Annotated in this window: 17 protein-coding genes; 7 read left to right on the forward strand and 10 right to left on the reverse strand. The window is 70.7% G+C overall.

Going from position 1 to position 17,833, the window contains the following annotated elements; translation table 11 throughout:
• The first annotated feature begins 22 nt into the window (after positions 1–22).
• Both JAV51_RS14760 and JAV51_RS14765 read left to right on the forward strand, forming a co-directional pair.
• Positions 23–1,423 carry an NAD(P)H-quinone dehydrogenase gene (locus tag JAV51_RS14760; RefSeq protein WP_197321452.1) on the forward strand — a complete coding sequence of 467 codons (1,401 nt, stop codon included), beginning with the start codon at positions 23–25 and terminating at the stop codon, positions 1,421–1,423.
• Positions 1,424–1,536: 113 nt separating this feature from the next.
• Positions 1,537–2,340, forward strand: a complete 804-nt coding sequence (locus JAV51_RS14765) for a VOC family protein (RefSeq protein ID WP_197321303.1) — start codon at positions 1,537–1,539, stop codon at positions 2,338–2,340.
• 60 nt (positions 2,341–2,400) lie between these two features.
• Here JAV51_RS14765 and glpK read toward each other — a convergent pair whose 3' ends face one another.
• Both glpK and JAV51_RS14775 read right to left on the reverse strand, forming a co-directional pair.
• Entirely contained in the window at positions 2,401–3,915 is a 1,515-nt protein-coding gene (gene glpK, locus JAV51_RS14770) for a glycerol kinase GlpK (protein ID WP_197321304.1), read from the reverse strand.
• 30 nt (positions 3,916–3,945) lie between these two features.
• A complete protein-coding gene (locus tag JAV51_RS14775) occupies positions 3,946–4,899 on the reverse strand; it encodes an MIP/aquaporin family protein (protein WP_197321305.1) in 954 nt (317 codons plus the stop codon).
• Between the two features lie 204 nt (positions 4,900–5,103).
• Between JAV51_RS14775 and glpD the strand changes: the two genes are divergently transcribed.
• Positions 5,104–6,819 carry a glycerol-3-phosphate dehydrogenase gene (gene glpD / locus JAV51_RS14780; RefSeq protein ID WP_197321306.1) on the forward strand — a complete coding sequence of 572 codons (1,716 nt, stop codon included), beginning with the start codon at positions 5,104–5,106 and terminating at the stop codon, positions 6,817–6,819.
• A 7-nt stretch (positions 6,820–6,826) separates the two neighbouring features.
• Here glpD and JAV51_RS14785 read toward each other — a convergent pair whose 3' ends face one another.
• The 5 genes from JAV51_RS14785 to JAV51_RS14805 are packed head-to-tail and all read right to left on the reverse strand — an operon-like array spanning position 6,827 to position 11,752.
• The gene (locus JAV51_RS14785) at positions 6,827–7,720 is read right to left on the reverse strand and encodes a hypothetical protein (protein WP_197321307.1); all 894 of its coding nucleotides are present in this window, start codon (positions 7,718–7,720) and stop codon (positions 6,827–6,829) included.
• The gene (locus JAV51_RS14790) at positions 7,717–8,967 is read right to left on the reverse strand and encodes a hypothetical protein (protein WP_197321308.1); all 1,251 of its coding nucleotides are present in this window, start codon (positions 8,965–8,967) and stop codon (positions 7,717–7,719) included. Before JAV51_RS14790 ends, JAV51_RS14785 begins: the two co-directional genes overlap by 4 nt.
• Positions 8,964–9,494 (reverse strand): GNAT family N-acetyltransferase, encoded by a 531-nt coding sequence (locus tag JAV51_RS14795; protein WP_197321309.1) that lies wholly within the window; start codon positions 9,492–9,494, stop codon positions 8,964–8,966. The genes JAV51_RS14790 and JAV51_RS14795 overlap by 4 nt, the downstream gene beginning before the upstream one ends.
• Positions 9,495–9,513: 19 nt before the next feature.
• Entirely contained in the window at positions 9,514–9,921 is a 408-nt protein-coding gene (locus JAV51_RS14800) for a DUF1707 domain-containing protein (protein WP_197321310.1), read from the reverse strand.
• Between the two features lie 58 nt (positions 9,922–9,979).
• Positions 9,980–11,752 carry an acetyl/propionyl/methylcrotonyl-CoA carboxylase subunit alpha gene (locus JAV51_RS14805; RefSeq protein ID WP_197321311.1) on the reverse strand — a complete coding sequence of 591 codons (1,773 nt, stop codon included), beginning with the start codon at positions 11,750–11,752 and terminating at the stop codon, positions 9,980–9,982.
• A 180-nt stretch (positions 11,753–11,932) separates the two neighbouring features.
• Between JAV51_RS14805 and JAV51_RS14810 the strand changes: the two genes are divergently transcribed.
• Complete coding sequence (locus JAV51_RS14810; RefSeq protein WP_197321312.1) at positions 11,933–12,655, forward strand: hypothetical protein; 723 nt, start codon at positions 11,933–11,935, stop codon at positions 12,653–12,655.
• Positions 12,656–12,666: 11 nt separating this feature from the next.
• On the opposite strand, the gene JAV51_RS14815 is transcribed toward JAV51_RS14810, so the two are convergent.
• The 3 genes from JAV51_RS14815 to JAV51_RS14825 are packed head-to-tail and all read right to left on the reverse strand — an operon-like array spanning position 12,667 to position 15,282.
• Entirely contained in the window at positions 12,667–13,302 is a 636-nt protein-coding gene (locus tag JAV51_RS14815) for a nucleoside triphosphate pyrophosphatase (RefSeq protein WP_197321313.1), read from the reverse strand.
• 42 nt (positions 13,303–13,344) lie between these two features.
• On the reverse strand, positions 13,345–13,593 hold the full coding sequence (locus tag JAV51_RS14820; protein WP_197321314.1) for an acyl-CoA carboxylase subunit epsilon: 249 nt from the start codon (positions 13,591–13,593) through the stop codon (positions 13,345–13,347).
• Between the two features lie 48 nt (positions 13,594–13,641).
• Complete coding sequence (locus tag JAV51_RS14825) at positions 13,642–15,282, reverse strand: acyl-CoA carboxylase subunit beta (RefSeq protein ID WP_197321315.1); 1,641 nt, start codon at positions 15,280–15,282, stop codon at positions 13,642–13,644.
• A 101-nt stretch (positions 15,283–15,383) separates the two neighbouring features.
• Between JAV51_RS14825 and JAV51_RS14830 the strand changes: the two genes are divergently transcribed.
• The 3 genes from JAV51_RS14830 (at position 15,384) to JAV51_RS14840 (ending at position 17,806) form a co-directional block, all read left to right on the forward strand.
• Positions 15,384–16,217 carry a biotin--[acetyl-CoA-carboxylase] ligase gene (locus JAV51_RS14830; protein WP_197321316.1) on the forward strand — a complete coding sequence of 278 codons (834 nt, stop codon included), beginning with the start codon at positions 15,384–15,386 and terminating at the stop codon, positions 16,215–16,217.
• Positions 16,218–16,305: 88 nt separating this feature from the next.
• Positions 16,306–16,875 (forward strand): PH domain-containing protein, encoded by a 570-nt coding sequence (locus JAV51_RS14835; protein ID WP_197321453.1) that lies wholly within the window; start codon positions 16,306–16,308, stop codon positions 16,873–16,875.
• On the forward strand, positions 16,862–17,806 hold the full coding sequence (locus tag JAV51_RS14840) for a hydroxymethylglutaryl-CoA lyase (protein ID WP_197321317.1): 945 nt from the start codon (positions 16,862–16,864) through the stop codon (positions 17,804–17,806). The genes JAV51_RS14835 and JAV51_RS14840 overlap by 14 nt, the downstream gene beginning before the upstream one ends.
• Positions 17,807–17,833: the final 27 nt, after the last annotated feature.

Consider the following 17,833-nt stretch of genomic DNA (forward strand, 5'->3'; position numbering starts at 1 on the left):
GGTGTCCGAGGAGGGAACGAAGTTGACCAAGATCGTGATCATGGGTGGCGGGCCCGCCGGTTACGAGGCGGCACTGGTCGCCGCGCAGCACGACGCGGACGTCACCGTGGTCGAGCGGGACGGTCTCGGCGGCGCGTGCGTCCTGTACGACTGCGTTCCCTCGAAGACGTTCATCGCCTCGTCCGGCGCGCGGGCGAGTCTGAAGAGCTTCCCCGAGCTGGGGATTTCGGTCCAGCCGTCGAGTATCGACCTGCCGACCGTGCACGGGCGGGTGCGGGGGCTCGCGCTGGCGCAGTCGGCCGACATCCGGGCCCGCGTGCAGCGCGAGGGCGTTCGGGTGATCCACGGCACGGCGCGGTTCCGCGACGCCGAGCCGGGGCTCGCGACGCACAAGGTCGGGGTGACCGACGCCGAGACCGGTGAGGAGGAGATCCTCGACGCCGACGTCGTGCTGGTGGCCACGGGTGCGACGCCGCGCGTGCTCCCGGGCGCGGTGCCCGACGGCGAGCGCATCCTCGACTGGCGGCAGCTCTACAGTCTGCCGGAACTGCCCGAACACCTCGCCGTGGTGGGGTCCGGTGTCACCGGTGCGGAGTTCGCCTCCGCCTACACCGAGATGGGCGTGAAGGTCACCGTCGTGTCCAGCCGCGACCGCGTGCTGCCGCACGAGGACGCCGACGCCGCCGCCGTGCTGGAGGAGGTCTTCTCCAAGCGCGGCACCACGGTGGTCAAGCACGCGCGGGCCGACCGGGTCGAGCGCACCGACGACGGGGTGATCGTCCACCTCACCGACGGCAGGCAGATCGAGGCCAGCCACGCGCTCATGACCGTCGGGTCGGTGCCGAACACCACGGACATCGGGTTGGAGCGCGTGGGCATCGAGCCCGGCCCCGGCGGGTTCATCAACGTCGACCGGGTTTCGCGCACCAGCGCGCCCGGCGTGTACGCGGCGGGCGACTGCACGGGCGTGCTCATGCTGGCGTCGGTCGCGAGCATGCAGGGACGCATCGCGATGTGGCACGCCCTCGGTGAAGGAGTGGCGCCGATCCGGTTGCGGACGGTCGCCGCGAACGTGTTCACCCACCCCGAGATCGCGACGGTGGGGGTCAGCCAGCAGGCGATCGACTCCGGTGAGGTCCCCGCGCGCACGATCATGCTCCCGCTGTCGACCAACGCCCGCGCCAAGATGGAGGGCGTGCGGCACGGCTTCGTGAAGCTGTTCTGCCGCCCCGCCACGGGTGTCGTGGTCGGTGGGGTCGTGGTGGGTCCGAACGCCAGCGAGCTGATCCTGCCGATCGCGTTGGCGGTGCAGAACCAGCTCACCGTCGACAACCTGGCGCTGACGTTCTCGGTGTACCCGTCGCTGTCCGGTTCGGTCACCGAGGCGGGCCGCCAGCTCATGCGGCACGACGACCTGGACTGACCTCGGCGACGAAGTCCGGGCGGCGTTTGCGGGCCTTGCGCTCCGGTCGCATGCTGGACTCGTCGGCGTGCCGCGACGTCGCGGTGTCGGCCGACCGGTCCGAGGAGCGAGCGATGACTGTCCGCGACACCGCGTATCCCGACGGTGCGCCGTGTTGGGTCGAGCTGACGGTGCCCGATCCGCGCATGGCGATGGACTTCTACGGCGCGTTGTTCGGCTGGGCCTTCGCCGACCAGGGCGACGAGACGGGCAACTACCTGGTGTGTTCCGTGGGCGGGCACCGCGTGGCCGGGCTCGTGGGCGGTGATCCGTGGCAGGAGGCTCCGGCGGCCTGGACCACGTATTTGGCGACGTCCGACGTGGACGCGACGATCGCCGACGTCGAGCGTGCGGGTGGGACGGTGCTCGTCGGACCGAAAGTCGTGTTCGGCGACGGGCGCACGGCGATCGTCTCCGACCCCACGGGCGCGGTGTTCGGGCTGTGGCAGGCGGGCCGGGTCGCGGGAGCCGAGATGACGGACGAGCCGTCGTCGGTGATCTGGAACGAGTGTCTGACGCGGGACTTCCGGACGGCTCGGACCTTCTACGAGAGCGTCTTCGGCCACACTGCCCGGTTGTTGGAAGAAGAGGAGCTCACCTACGCGACGTTGCTGGTGGGCGACGAACTGGTGGCCGGACTCGGGAAGCTGCCCGCCGAGGTGCCCGCGGACGTGCCCGCGCACTGGATGACGTACTTCGCCGCCGCCGACGTCGACGCGATCGTGTCGAGGTCGGCGGAGCTGGGCGGCACCGTCGTGTCGCCGCCCACCGACAGCCCGTACGGGCGCCTTGCCGCGGTGGCCGACAACCAGGGGGTGGTGTTCTCGCTGATCACCCTGGTCGGCGAACCGGATCTCGAACGACTCGAACGACTCTGAGCACGCCGAAGGCCGTGCCCCGGGAGCAGCGGGACACGGCCTTCGTGATCGGTTCGTCCGTCAGTCCTCGTCCTCGACCCAGTCGAAGGTGCGGGTGACGGCCTTCTTCCAGTTCCGGAACTCACGCTCGCGCCGCGCCTCGTCCATGTTCGGCTCCCAGCGCGTGTCCTCCGCCCAGTTCTCGCGGATGTCGTCCTCGCTTTCCCAGAACCCGACGGCGAGACCCGCGGCGTAGGCGGCACCGAGCGCGGTGGTCTCGTTGACCTTCGGCCGGATCACCGACACTCCGAGAATGTCGGCCTGGAACTGCATGAGCAGGTCGTTGACCACCATTCCGCCGTCCACTTTGAGTGTCTTCAGTGGAACACCGGAGTCGGCATTCATGGCCTCGATCACCTCGCGGGTCTGGAACGCGGTCGCCTCCAGCACCGCCCGGCATAGGTGTCCCTTGTTGACGTAGCGGGTCAGCCCGACGATGGCGCCGCGGGCGTCGGAACGCCAGTAGGGCGCGAACAGACCCGAGAACGCGGGCACGATGTAGGCGCCGCCGTTGTCGTCCACCGTGCGGGCGTGCTGCTCGATCTCGGCCGCCGACCCGATCATCTTGAGGTTGTCGCGCAACCACTGCACCAGCGAGCCCGTGACCGCGATGGAGCCCTCCAGCGCGTACACGGTGTCCTTCGAGCCGATCTTGTAGCAGACGGTGGTGAGCAGACCGTTCTGCGACATGACCTTCTCGTGGCCGGTGTTGAGCAGGACGAAGTTGCCGGTGCCGTAGGTGTTCTTCGCCTCGCCGACGTCCAGGCAGGCCTGCCCGAACGTCGCCGCCTGCTGGTCGCCGAGGATGCCCGCGATGGGCACGCCGCCGAGCGCCCCGCGTTCGCGGGTGGTGCCGTACGTCTCGGACGACGACCGGATCTCCGGCAGCATCGACAGGGGAATGCCCATGTCGGCCGCGATGTCCTCGTCCCACGACAACGTGTCGAGGTTCATCAGCAGGGTCCGCGACGCGTTGGTGGGATCGGTGACGTGGACACCGCCGTCGACGCCGCCGGTCATGTTCCACAGCACCCAGGTGTCCATGTTGCCGAACAGCAGGTCGCCGTTCTCCGCCCGTTCGCGGGCACTCTCCACGTTGTCCAGAATCCATTTGATCTTGGGTCCGGAGAAGTACGTGGCGAGCGGCAGGCCAGTGCGATCCCGGTAGCGTTCCTGGCCGCCACCGAGCGCGCCCAGCTCCTGGATGATGCGGTCGGTGCGGGTGTCCTGCCAGACGATGGCGTTGTAGACGGGTTTGCCGGTCTTGCGGTCCCACACCAGCGTCGTCTCGCGCTGGTTGGTGATGCCCACCGCGGCGATGTCGGCCGCGGTGAGGTCGGCGTTGGCGAGCGCCCCGGCGGCGGTGGCCCGCGAGTTGGCCCAGATCTCCTCCGCGTCGTGCTCGACCCAGCCGGCCTTCGGGAAGATCTGCTTGTGTTCCCGCTGGTCGACGGCCACCACCTGTCCGGAGCGGTCGAAGATCATGGTGCGCGTCGACGTGGTGCCCTGGTCGATCGCGGCGACGTACGAAGTCATGGTGTCCTTTCCTTCCGCGGCAAGGTCGGCTCACTCGGCCGACTTGCGCGTCTCCGTCTCGTCGGTGGGCTCGGGCACACGTCCCGGCGGCGGTCCCTCGACCTCGGCGGGTGCGGTTTCCCTGGCCTTCAGGACCTGGCCGATGAACAGGTCGTAGACCACGATGCCGATGACGCCGCCGACGAGCGGCCCCAGGATCGGAATCCACCAGTAGTTGCTGAACCATTCGCCGTTGCCGGGGAACGCGGCGTCGCCCCACCCCGCGAAGTACGCGAGCAGCCGGGGCCCGAAGTCACGGGCCGGGTTGATGGCGTATCCGGCGTTGGTGCCGAAGCTCAGGCCGATCGCCGTCACGACGAAGCCGATGGCCCACGGACCGAAGTTGCTCTGTGGCGCCTGGTTACGGCTGTCGATCAGCGCGGCGATGGCCAGCACGAGGATGGCGGTGCCGACGATCTGGTCGAACAGCGGTCCCCACACCCCGCCGCCGAAGTACTCGGCGGGGAACGTCGCGAAGATGGAGAAGCTCGGGACGGACTCGGACCTCTCGGCGAACCCTTCCGCCGCGTTGAACGCGTTGATCGCGTCGGCGTACACCCAGTACACGATGGCCGCGCCGACGAAAGCCCCGAGGACCTGCGCGATCCAGTAGGGCACCACCTTGACCCAGGGGAACTTCCGGCGCACCGCGAACGCGAGCGTCACCGCCGGGTTGATGTGCGCGCCGCTGACCCCGCCCGCGACGTACACCGCGAACGTCACCGCGAGTCCCCAGCCGAACGCGATGATCAGCCAGTTGCCCGGTCCGAAGGCATCCATCTGCCGACCGGATCCGGGTAGGCCGGCGAGCGCGACCGCGACCGAACCGCACCCCAGCAAGATGAGTACCGCCGTGCCCAGGAACTCGGCCAGCAACTCCCCGCCGGTGGTCGACCGGAGTCGTGCCAGGCCGCTGGACCGGTGACTGGTGTCCTTCACACTCATGCCACACCTCCGCCGTCAGCCGGGACGTCGTTATCCCTAATCCCTCATCGTGCTCCGCACGTACCGGCCGAACAACATCTGAACGGCGCAGTCGCACTGGTTCTGATTGCCCCTGATTGCCCACACCGGAACGTGGGAACCTCAAGTAGGGCCGTATGTTGCGAATGAGGACGGTGAGTGATCGCCGTTGGCGAGGAGGGCAGCGTGACTGTGGCGTTGGGACCCGCGAACCGCGAAGAGACCTGGCAGCGACTGGGCAGCGAGACCTTCGACCTCGTCGTCGTGGGCGGAGGGGTGGTCGGCGTCGGCACGGCACTCGACGCGGCCACGAGGGGACTGCGGGTCGCCCTGGTGGAGGCGCGGGACCTCGCCTCGGGGACGTCGAGCAGGTCGAGCAAGTTGTTCCACGGTGGGCTGCGGTACCTCGAACAACTCGAGTTCGGGTTGGTTCGGGAGGCGCTGCGGGAACGCGAGTTGATGCTCACCACCATCGCGCCGCACCTGGTGAAGCCGGTGAGCTTCCTGTACCCGCTGACCCACCGGGTGTGGGAGCGGCCGTACACGGCGGCCGGGTTGCTGTTGTACGACACGATGGGCGGCGCCCGATCCGTGCCGGGGCAGAAGCATTTGACGCGGGCCGGGGCGTTGCGCATGGTGCCCGCGTTGAAGCGGGACGCGCTCATCGGCGGCATCCGCTACTACGACGCGACGGCCGACGACGCCCGGCACACGATGATGGTGGGCAGGACCGCCGCCCACTACGGCGCGGTGGTGCGGACGTCCACCCAGGTCGTGCGGTTCCTGCGGGAGGCCGACCGTGTCACCGGGGTGCGGGTGCGTGACGTGGAGGACGGCAGGGAAACCGACGTCCACGCGTCCGTCGTGGTCAACTGCACGGGAGTGTGGACGGACGAGTTGCAGCACCTGGCGGGCAGCCGGGGCCGGTTCCGGGTGCGGGCGAGCAAGGGCGTGCACATCGTGGTGCCGCGCGACCGCATCGTGTCGGAGACCGGGATGATCCTGCGCACCGAGAAGTCGGTGCTGTTCGTGATCCCGTGGCGGAGCAACCACTGGATCGTCGGCACCACGGACACCGACTGGAACCTGGACCTCGCGCATCCCGCCGCGACGCAGGCCGACATCGACTACATCCTGGGCCACGTCAACAAGGTTCTGGCCACCCCGTTGACGCACGACGACATCGAGGGTGTCTACGCGGGACTGAGGCCGTTGCTCGCGGGGGAGAGCGAAGAGACGTCGAAGCTGTCGCGGGAGCACGCCGTGGCGCGGGTCGCGCCGGGACTGGTCGCGATCGCCGGTGGGAAGTACACGACGTACCGGGTCATGGCGGCCGATGCGGTGGACGCCGCCGCGGCCGATCTTCCCGGACGCGCGCGTTCGTCCATCACGGACAAGGTGCCGCTCGTGGGTGCCGACGGCTACCACGCGCTCGTGAACCAGGCCGACCACTTGGCGGCGCAGCACGGTCTGCACCCTTACCGCGTGCGGCACCTGCTCGATCGGTACGGCTCGTTGGTGACCGAGGTGTTGGCGGAGGCCGAGGGGAAACCGGAACTGCTGAAGCCGCTCGACGCTGCACCCGACTACCTGAAGGTCGAGGTCACCTACGCGGCGAGCCACGAGGGCGCGCTGCACCTGGAGGACGTCCTCGCCCGGCGTACGCGGATCTCCATCGAGTACCCGCACCGAGGAGTGGACTGCGCCGAGCAGGTGGCCGAGCTGGTGGGCGAGGTGCTGGGCTGGTCGGCGGAGACGAAGGCCCGGGAAGTGGAGGTGTACCGGGCACGGGTCGAGGCCGAACGGGAGTCGCAGACGGAGCAGAGCGACGAGGGCGCGGACGCACGCAGGCTGACGGCCCCCGAGGCTCGGTCGGGCCTCGCGGACCTGGCCGCGAGCTGACCCGGGCTCACCGCAGGGTCGTCTCCAGCCGCTCGACCTGCTTCGCGACCTCGTCGAGTCGACGCCTGTCCTTGCCCTTGGCGACCTTGTCGAGCTGCTGGTACGCCCGCGCGTAGGCTCTCGCCGTCGTCGCGATCTCGGGGTCGGTGAGCCTGCCGGGGGCCATGAGCCGGGGCGCGAGCCGGTCGAGCCGTTCCCGCAGTCCGGTGGCGCGGGGTCGGGTGACGCCGCTGTGGACCAGAGCCCACGTGACGTCGCGCGTGATGAGGTAGCCGCTGACACAGATGCCGAAGATCGCGAGGAAGCCGAGGCCGAGTTCGGCGGCGTCGGGCGCCGCCGCGATCGGCCCACGACGCGGCGGATCGCCGTATGCCGCGCCCAACTCCCGGTCGAAGGCGAACACGTACTCCGTGACGAGCGCGGTGACGTCGGCGTCGGGGTCGAGGTACGTCGCCGCGCCCTCGGCGCTCCATCGCACGGACGACAGGACGCTGTCCGCGTCACGGTCGACGAGTGTGGGAGCGGGAAACTCCCAGCCCGTGCACAACAGATGCTCCGTCTCGTCGTCGGCGAGCGAGACGGCCAGCACCGCGGTGGTGGGAGCCAACTGGGCGATCTCGTCGCAGAGCTCGTAGGTCGACGACACCTCGTCGAACACGCCCACCACCAGGTTGCGGTCGCCGATCACCTGGCGGATCGGCTCGGGGTCCACGGCCACGCCCTCGGCGACGTGGACCGGGGTGCGCGTGAACGTCTCCACGGCGGCGACGGCTCGGTCGTCGTGCCGCGCCAGGTCGTACGTCGAGAAGAAGAGCGTGATGCCCATGATGATCGTCACCACGACGCCGTAGGGGAATCGGGCCTGCGTGGTGTTCTGTCCGGACCGTTTCGTGGCGGTCATGACGTCTCCCGGGTCGCGTCGGCTCGTTTCGTCAGTGCCTTCGAACCGCGCGTGGCGAGCTTCTTGACCTCCCGAAGCTCTTCGGCGGTGGTGGCCCGCTCGAAGAGCATGGTCGCCGTGGCGTGGCGTTCGGCTGCGGCTGCCGTGGTCTCCGAGGGCTCGCTCTTGCTCAGCCGGGCTCCGAGCTCGGCGAGGGAGGCGAACGCGTCGGCCCTGGCCCCGCGGAAGGCCAGCCGCGCGGCGCGCCGGTCCCGCCAGCGACGCAGCAGCGCCCGCCGCAGGGGAGTGGTGACGATCAGCACCACCGAGCTGCCTATCAGGAAGAGCGCGGAGTCGGAGACCTCCTGACGCTGCGTCGCCGGGGCGGGCTCACCCAGCGGGCGGTCGAGGCTCAGCTCGCGCGCGCGGCTGAGGATCCAGTCGATGCGGTCGGCCATCGAGGGCCGGGACACGGATTCGATCGTCTCGTCGTAGTGCTGGTTGCGAGCGGAGATCAGGGCGGGCGGACCCGCCACGTCCACCCAGTCCCCGTGCGCCACGAGGACGACGTCGTCGGGGAAGTGCTCGGCGAGGGCTGGGGCGTGGTCGACGAGAGCCTCACCGGGGGCGACCGGCGGGAACGCGGCCACGCGGACGGTGAAGCCGGTCCTGCGCGTGAACTCCTCCGCGGTCACGTCGATCGGATCGGTGCGGCCGGGCGCGTTGACGATCCGCTCGTCGGTGAGCTGCTCCACGAGCGCCGCCGTCTGACTCCGCGTCGGGGACACGACGTCGAGGGGCGGGTGCGGGGAGGGCTCGTTCCGTCGGAGCGTGGGGTAGTGCACGGCCTTCCACAGTTGGTTGGTCACGTCGTGGGCGGCGGTGTGCTGGCGCAACGCGGGCAGGTCGGCGGGGCCGCGGACGTAGTCGGCGGTCGACGTGACAAGCAGCCCTTCGACGTGGATCAGCGTGTGTCCGTTGCGGTCCACCCACTCCTCCACCTCGTCGAGCCCCGAGTCAGCACTCAGCGTCGGTGTGACGAGGAGGCGGAACTCGTCGGTCAGTTCGCCGCTGATCAACTCCTCGTCGAAGGTGGCGATCGCGCCCGGCGCCCGGTGGATGCGGTTGGCGGCGAAGTCGGCCAGCACGGCGGCGACGTCGAGGGTGGCCAACTCGTCGGTGGTCTGGCGAGCGTGTGCGGGGGTCGACCCGAGCAGCACCAGCAGCACCGCGACGGACACCCCGAGGGTGCGAAGTGTTCTGCTCACGCGTCGGTGTCCTGACCCCGGACCCAGAGCTGTCGGCCGTCGACTGTGCTCCGTGTGGTGAACCCGCAGCGCCGGGCCAGCGCGCGGGCGGCCGGGTCGTCCTCGGCGTGCGCGCAGGTGATCTCTCGCAGGCCGAGTGCGCCGAACCCGAACCGGACGACCGTGTCGACGACCGTGGTGGCGAGGCCGTGGCCACGCTGCGACGCCGCGACCCACGCCGTCGCCCGGGCGGTGCCGTTCGCCAGGTCGAGCTCGGCGAGCCCCACCTCTCCGAGCAGGTCCCCGGTCGTCGGCTCCGCGACCGCCCACGAACAGCGCCGGTCGGACTCCCACTCGTCCGCGCGGCGCAGCACGTAGTCGGCGGCGGCGTCGAGGGTGTCGGGGGTGTTGACGACGAGGGCGGGGTCGAACCGGCGCAGCAGTGGGTCGGTGAACGCCGCGACGAGTGCGGGTCGGTCGTCGAGCAGGCGATCCGCCCGCAACTGGCGCAGGTAGTAACCACCCGCGTTGATCTCCACCGGCTCCATGAGCGGGGAGTCTAAGGCGTCACCGCCGCGGTCGGGTGATCATGCCCATCGCCAACGCGACGATGATCGGAATGACGAAGACGAAGATGCCGAACCGGCCCACGGTGAAGAACAACACGGCCGCGATCACCGCGGCGGCGGGGACGGCCATCGCCGACAGTCGCTGCCCGACGCTCGGGGCGGGCGGAGCCGCCGGTCGGGCCGTGTCGGGCGGGCGTGCCGACGCCAGCACACTCGGCCGTGGGTCGGGCAGGTCCTCGAACGCGGGCAGCAGGTCACCGCGGGTCTTCGCCGCGCTCACCAGCGCCGACCGTTCCTCGTACTCGGTGAGGTCGAGTCGCCCCGTGCGCACGTGCTCCGCGAGCGCGTCGAGGGCTTCGGCGCGCTCGGCGTCGCTGAGACGGAAGTGCGGTCGGTCGACGGCCATCAGTCGATGATAGGTCGGGTGGGTGAGGCCGAACCACGCCGGAGCGTGGCCGTGCGACTCAGTCCTTGAGCTCCAGCAGCACGGAGCCCTGGCTCACCGACTGGCCGACCTCGGCCGCCAGCCCGGTGACGGTGCCTGCCTTGTGCGCGGTGACCGGGTTCTCCATCTTCATGGCCTCCAGCACGACGACGAGGTCACCTGCCTCGACCTGCTCGCCCTCGCTCACCGCGACCTTGACGATGGTGCCCTGCATCGGCGCGGCGACCGCGTCCCCGCTGACGGCGGTCTTGGTCCGGCCGCCGCGCTTGCGTGGCTTGGCCTTCGCCGTGGGCGCGGGGCCACCGCCGAGTGCGAGGTCGCCGGGCAGCGACACCTCCAGCCTCCGGCCACCGACCTCGACGACGACGTTGCGTCGCGGTGCCTCGGCCTCGGCTTCCTCGGCGGGTGCCGTGAACGGCTCGATGGTGTTGTCGAACTCGGTCTCGATCCAGCGGGTGTGCACGGAGAAGCCGTCGTCGTCGCCCACGAACGCGGGGTCGCGCAGCACAGCGCGGTGGAAGGGCAGCACCGTGGCCATGCCCTCGACCTGCATCTCGTCGAGCGCCCGCCTGCTGCGTTCGATGGCCTGCCGCCGGTCAGCGCCGGTGATGATCACCTTGGCGAGCATCGAGTCGAACTGCCCGCCGATCACACTGCCTTCCTCGACACCGGAGTCGACGCGCACGCCGGGGCCCGACGGGAAGCGCAGTGTCGTGACGGTGCCGGGCGCAGGGAGGAAGTTGCGGCCCGCGTCCTCGCCGTTGATCCGGAACTCGATGGAGTGCCCGCGCGGGGTGGGGTCCTCGGTGAAGGGCAGCGTGCCGCCCTCGGCGATGCGGAACTGCTCGCGCACCAGGTCGATGCCGGTGGTCTCCTCCGACACCGGGTGCTCCACCTGAAGTCGGGTGTTGACCTCCAAGAAGGAGATCGTGCCGTCGACGCCGACGAGGTACTCGACGGTGCCCGCGCCGTGGTATCCGGCCTCCCGGCAGATCGCCTTGGCGGACGAGTGGATGCGCTCGCGCTGCTCGTCGGTGAGGAACGGCGCCGGAGCCTCCTCGACCAGCTTCTGGTGGCGCCGCTGCAACGAGCAGTCGCGCGTGCCCACGACGACGACGTTGCCGTGCTGGTCGGCCAGGACCTGCGCCTCCACGTGCCGGGGCCGGTCGAGGTAGCGCTCGACGAAGCACTCGCCGCGGCCGAACGCGGCCACCGCCTCCCGGGTGGCCGACTCGAACAGCTCGGGGATCTCCTCGCGCGTCCGTGCCACCTTCAGCCCACGACCGCCGCCGCCGAAGGCGGCCTTGATGGCCACCGGCAAGCCGTGCTCGTCGGCGAAGGCGACGATCTCGTCGGCGCTCGACACCGGGTCCTTCGTGCCCGGCACGAGCGGCGCGCCCGCCTTCAACGCGATGTGGCGGGCGGTGACCTTGTCGCCGAGGTCGCGGATCGCCTGCGGGCTCGGGCCGATCCACGTCAGGCCCGCGTCCAGCACCGCCTGCGCGAAATCGGCGTTCTCGGAGAGGAAGCCGTAACCGGGGTGGACGGCGTCGGCGCCGGAGCGCTTCGCGACGTCCAGCAGCTTGTCGACGACGAGGTAGGTCTCCGCGGCGGTGGAGCCGGACAGCGCGAACGCCTCGTCCGCCATTCGGGTGTGCGGGGCGTCGCGGTCGGGATCGGCGTAGACGGCCACACTGGCGATCCCCGCATCCCGGGCTGCGCGGATGACGCGTACGGCGATCTCTCCGCGGTTCGCGACGAGCACCTTTCGCACAGCGGCGGACTCCGGCACGCTTACCTCCTCGTTAGCTGCTCAGGCGATGAGTCTACGGAGCGAGTACGGGAGCCGAGACGAGAGAAGGGTCACCCCGGCCAGGTGGGTACTGGTTCCCGTACCGGTGCCGCACCGAGGTGGTGTGCCCACGACGGGCCCTCCCTTACCCTCTCCCACGACGAGGGAGGAGGTCGGTCGTTGACGCGCGCAACGCCACCCCGAGGCGTGGTGGTCACCGTGGTGGTGTCCTGCGTCCTTGCCCTGGGCGCTCAGCTCGCCGCCGCGCTGTGGGGATCGACGGCACCCGATCCGGTGGAGCCCGAACCGCCGCGCGCGGCCGAGGACGTCGGCTGTGGGGACGAGGCGTGTCGGGTGCTCGCGTCGACGGTGGTGAACGGCATGCCGGTGGAGTTGCTCGCCGACCGTGAGGGCGGGCACGGGCGGCTCCGCGCGGGCGCGCCGTCGGGCGGCAGTGTCACCGCGGTGGCGCTGACCGAACGCGGCATCCGCCTGCACCACGACTCGTTGCGGTGCGCGCTCGGTGCGACACCGGTGTGTCTCGTGCGAGGCCCGTACCGCGGTGAGGTGGCGGGGGAGGTCCACACCTGGCGTGGCGACAGTTGGCAGGCCGTCGGAGGTGTCCGGTTCGCCGACGGCGGGGCGTTGGTGCTCGCCGACGTCGTGGATTCCGGACTGCCCGAGGTCGTGCTGGTCCGCCAGGCGTGCGCGGACGAGAAGTCCGGTGAGGACGGCGGAGCGTGCTCCGATCCGGGAGTGCTCGCCGAGGTGGTGCGGCTCGACGGCGGGACCGTCGGGTGCACGCGTCCGGTGAGTTCGCCGGGGGAGCTACGCGGCTGGCCGGAGGTCGAGGTGACGGAGTCCGACCTGACCGAGTGCCCCGCCGATCTCGACGCGTCCTGACGACGTGTCGCTCAGGACCGGGCGGACCACAACGACACGACGTCGACACCGACCTCGGCGAGCAGTCGCCGAGTGAGGGGCAGGCTGATGCCGATCACGCTCGACGGGTCGCCGTCCACCCCTTCGACGAACCAGCCGCCCAGGCCGTCGAGCGTGAACGCGCCCGCGACGGCGAGCGGCTCTCCCGTGGCGAGGTAGGCGTCGAGTTCCGCGTCGCTCGGCGTGGAGAATTGCACGGTGGTGGTCCGGGTGCCCTCGGCGCGAGCCACGACGGCGCCGTCACGCAGCCGCACCACGGCGTGCCCGGTCAACAGGTCACCGGTGCCGCCCGCCATGGACTTCCAGCGGGTGCGGGCGACGTCGGCCGTGCCCGGCTTGCCCACAACCTCCCCGCCGATGGAGAGCATCGAGTCGCAGCCGACCACGACGGTGTCGACGGACTCGGCCGCGTCGTCGTTCAGTCGCGACGCCACCTCGTCGGCCTTGGCCCTGGCCAGGGCGGTCACGAGCTCCGAAGGAGTGGGGTTCGACAGCGACGCGGTGATCGCGTCCTCGTCGACACCGGAGACCACGACGTCGGGCTCGACCCCGGCCGCGCGAAGCACGGCCAGCCGGGCGGGTGAGGCGGAAGCCAGGACGAAACGCACGCAGCAAGGCTAGGACATCGCGAGTCCCGTCCGTGCGCGACGTCAGGCCGGGTAGCCGGAGGTCCGCCACCCGGTCGGCCCGGGGCGGGGAGCCAGCCGCAGGCGCGACGCGGGGTCGGCCCAGCGGGACGTGGGCCCGGCCGCCGGGGCCTCGGGCCGCGCCGACGCGAGCGCCGCCACCACGGCGGTGAGCGCGGCCACCTCGTCGTCGGTGGGAGCACCCTTCACGACGTGCAGCAACGGGCGGGCCTGCTCGGAGGTCTGCCCGGCGGCCTCAACGCTGTGCGACATCGACGACTCCTTCGCTCGCGAGCGGGCACATTCCGCGCGGACGGGCTGTCACAGCGGGATGTTGCCGTGCTTCTTGGGCGGCAGCGTCTCGCGCTTGTCCCGCAGCAACCGCAGCGCCCGCGCGACGTGGCCCCGGGTGTGGGACGGCGGGATGACGCTGTCCACGTACCCGCGCTCGGCGGCGACGTACGGATTGCACAGCGTGTCCTCGTACTCCTGGATCAGCTCCGCACGCAGCGCTTCCACGTCCTCGCCGGCTTCGGCGGCCTGGGCGAGCCGCTTGCGGTGCACGATGTTGGCGGCGCCCTGCGCGCCCATGACCGCGATCTGGGCGGTGGGCCACGCGATGTTGATGTCCGCGCCGAGGTGCTTGGAGCCCATCACGTCGTACGCGCCGCCGTAGGCCTTGCGCGTGATGACGGTGACCAGCGGGACCGTGGCCTCCGCGTAGGCGTACAGCAGTTTCGCGCCGCGGCGGATGATGCCGTTCCACTCCTGGTCGGTGCCCGGCAGGAAGCCGGGGACGTCCACGAACGTCAGCACCGGGATGTTGAAGGCGTCGCAGGTACGCACGAAGCGCGCCGCCTTCTCCGAGGCGTTGATGTCGAGGCAACCCGCGAACTGGGTCGGCTGGTTCGCCACCACGCCCACGCTGTGGCCCTCGACCCGGCCGAAGCCGACGATCACGTTCGGGGCGAACAGCTCGTGCACCTCGCAGAACTCGCCGTCGTCGACGACCCGCGAGATCACCTCGTGCATGTCGTACGGCTGGTTGGCCGAGTCGGGGACGAGCGTGTCGAGTTCGAGGTCGGAGTCGGTGAGGTCGTCGGCGATGGAGCCGGCGCCGGAGTCGGGGGCGTCGAAGACGGGCGGCTCGGAGAGGTTGTTCGACGGCAGGTACGACAGCAGCTCCTTGACGTAGGAGACGGCGTCTTCCTCGTCCGAGGCGAGGTAGTGGGCGTTGCCCGACTTCGTGTTGTGGGTGCGCCCGCCGCCGAGGTCCTCCAGCGTCACCTCCTCGCCGGTCACCGTCTTGATGACGTCGGGGCCGGTGATGAACATCTGCGACGTCTTGTCGACCATCACCACGAAGTCGGTGAGCGCGGGCGAGTACACGTGGCCGCCCGCGTTGGCGCCCATGATCAGCGAGATCTGCGGGATCACGCCGGACGCGTGGGTGTTGCGACGGAAGATCTCGGCGTAGAGCCCGAGCGAGACCACGCCCTCCTGGATGCGGGCACCGCCGCCCTCGTTGATGCCGATGATCGGTCGGCCCGTCTTCATGGCGAGGTCCATGACCTTCACGATCTTCTCGCCGTAGACCTCGCCGAGCGAGCCGCCGAACACGGTGACGTCCTGGCTGAACACGCACACCGGACGGCCGTCGACGGTGCCGTAACCGGTGACGACGCCGTCGCCGTAGGGGCGGTTGCGGTCCTGGCCGAAGTTCGTCGAGCGGTGACGGGCGAGCGCGTCGAGCTCCACGAAGGAACCCGGGTCGAGCAGCAGGTCGATCCGCTCGCGCGCGGTCTTCTTGCCCTTCGCGTGCTGGCGTTCGACGGCGCGCGCCGAGCCCGCGTGCACGGCTTCGGAATCGCGGCGGTACAGATCGGCGAGCTTGCCCGCCGTGGTGTGGATGTCCGGCTCCTCGGCCGAGGGCGTTCCGAGTGGCTCCGTCGCGCTGCTCATGGTGGCCGAGCTTAATCAGCCGGGCGGCGTCGTAACGGATCGCGTAGGCAATCTCACCACGTCGTTCGGCCCCGTGACAGGCCGCTGTCTAGGGTGAGGGCGTGACAGCGTCGCGACACCTCGACGCGAGCCGGTTGCGCTCGCTCCTGCTCGCCCCGGACGGGCCGTACGCGTCGGTGACGGTCGTCGAGCGGACCGGGTCCACCAACGCCGACCTGCGGGCCGCGGTGGCGTCCGGACAGCCGGACCGGACGGTGCTGATCGCCGAGGAACAGACGGCGGGCTCCGGTCGTCGGGGCCGGAGCTGGTCCTCACCACCGGGGCGTGGCCTCTACCTCAGTGTCCTGTTGCGACCTGCAGAGGTGCCGATGGCGGCACTCGGCTCGCTCGCCGTCGTGGCCGGGCTCGCGCTGACCGACGTCACGGCCGAGTTGGGTGTCGACGCGGTGCTGAAGTGGCCGAACGATGTGCTCGCGGGCCCCGACCGAGCCAAGTGCGCCGGGGTGCTCGCCGAGGCGGTCTCCTCCGACGAACAAGCGGTGGTGCTGGGCATCGGGCTGAACGTCCTGCCGCTGCGGGAGCCGGTGCGGCCCGGCCCCGGCGGACTTCCGGCCACTTCGCTGGCCGAGCAGGGAGCGCGCCTCACCGACCGCACCGACGTCGCCGCGTTGCTGCTGGCCGCGTTGCACGAGCGGGAGGTGCCGTGGCGGCGCGCGAGGGGCGACCTCGCGGAGGCCGGACTGCTGGACGACTACCGCGAACGCTGTGCGACGCTGGGCCGGCCGGTGCGGCTGGAGGTCGCGGGCGGTCGGGGCCGGATGGGCAGGGCCGTGGACGTCGACCCGAACGGCGCGCTCGTGGTGGACGAGGAGAGCGGTCGCCGGAGGACGGTGTACGCGGCCGACGTCGTGCATCTGCGACCGTTGCCCGACTAGGGCACGACCGCCGAAACGGCGGGTGACACGCTTCGCGCACGCGGTACGGTGAGGCCACGGCGACGGACGAACGGTGGGGGTTGACGAGGTGGCCTATCCCGACAGCCTGCTCAGCGAGGGCGAGCAGGTCGTGGCGCACAAGCATCCACACGCCAAGATGCTCGTCTTCCCGGTGCTCGCGCTGGTGCTGACGGTGGCCGCTGCGGTCGCTGTCGCCGTGTGGGCCCGTGACCTGGACCCGCCGTGGGACATGGTGGCGCTCGTCGCGGTGGCCGCGATCGGCGGGATTCTCGTGATCTGGCTCTTCCTGGTGCCGTTCGTGCGGTGGCGTACGACCCACTTCGTGGTCACCACCGACCGGGTCATCGTCCGCGAGGGCGTGATCAAGCGCACGGGCATCGACATCCCGATGCAGCGCATCCACAGCGTGCGGTTCGAGCACGGGCTCGTCGACCGGATCTTCGGGTGCGGCACGCTCGTCATCGAGTCCGCCTCGGACGAGCCGCTCACCTTCGACGACATCCCGCAGGTGGAGCGGATGCACACCTACATCTACCGGCAGGTCAACGACAACCCCTACGACGACTTCGACGCCCGGGGCGGCACCCGGCCCTATCCCGTGGCGGACGAACGGCAGGAGCGCTATGGGCGTGCGTGAACTGGGGCTGCCCGAACGACTCGGCTCGACGGACGCGTTGCCGTCACGGGTCACGATCTGGGAGGTCGGCCCCCGCGACGGGTTGCAGAACGAGTCGGACGTCGTGCCCGTCGAGGTGAAGCTGGAGTTCCTCGACCGGCTGGCGCGCGCGGGCCTCACCACGCTGGAGGCCACGAGTTTCGTGCACCCGAAGTGGGTGCCGCAGCTCGCCGACGCCGAGGAGCTGCTGGCCAGGCTCGACCGACGGGACGGTGTCCGCTACCCGGTCCTGGTGCCGAACGAGCGCGGGCTCGACCGCGCGCTGGCGGCGGGCGTGACTCACATCGCCGTGTTCGCCAGCGCCACCGAGACGTTCGCGCGTCGCAACCTGAACTCCGGCCTCGACGCCCAGTTCGCCATGTTCGAGCCGGTGATCGCGCGGGCCAGGGAGGCGGGCCTCGACGTGCGGGGCTACGTGTCCATGTGTTTCGGCGATCCCTGGGAGGGCGCGGTGCCGCCCGAGCAGGTGGTGGCCGTGGGCAAACGACTGCTCGACGCGGGGTGCTCGCAACTCTCCCTCGGCGACACCATCGGGGTGGCCACCGCCGCGAGCGTCGAGCGCGTGCTCGACGCGTTCACCGCGGCCGGGGTCGCGATCGACGACCTCGCGGTGCACTTCCACGACACCTACGGTCAGGCGCTGGCCAACACGCTCGCCGCGCTGCGCAAGGGTGTCACGACGGTGGACTCGTCGGCCGGTGGGCTCGGCGGTTGCCCGTACGCCGAGTCCGCCACCGGCAACCTCGCCACCGAGGATCTCGTGTGGCTGCTCGACGGTCTCGGCATCGAGCACGGGGTCGACCTCGACGCGTTGGTGGAGGCCAGCGTGTGGATGGCGGAACGGCTGGGCCGGCCGAGCCCGTCCCGCGTGGTCCGCGCGCTCGCCGGGTGACGTCGGACTCCGGTCAAGCCACCGAAG

The sequence above is a fragment of the Saccharomonospora sp. NB11 genome (assembly GCF_015910535.1).
Taxonomy (GTDB): domain Bacteria; phylum Actinomycetota; class Actinomycetes; order Mycobacteriales; family Pseudonocardiaceae; genus Saccharomonospora.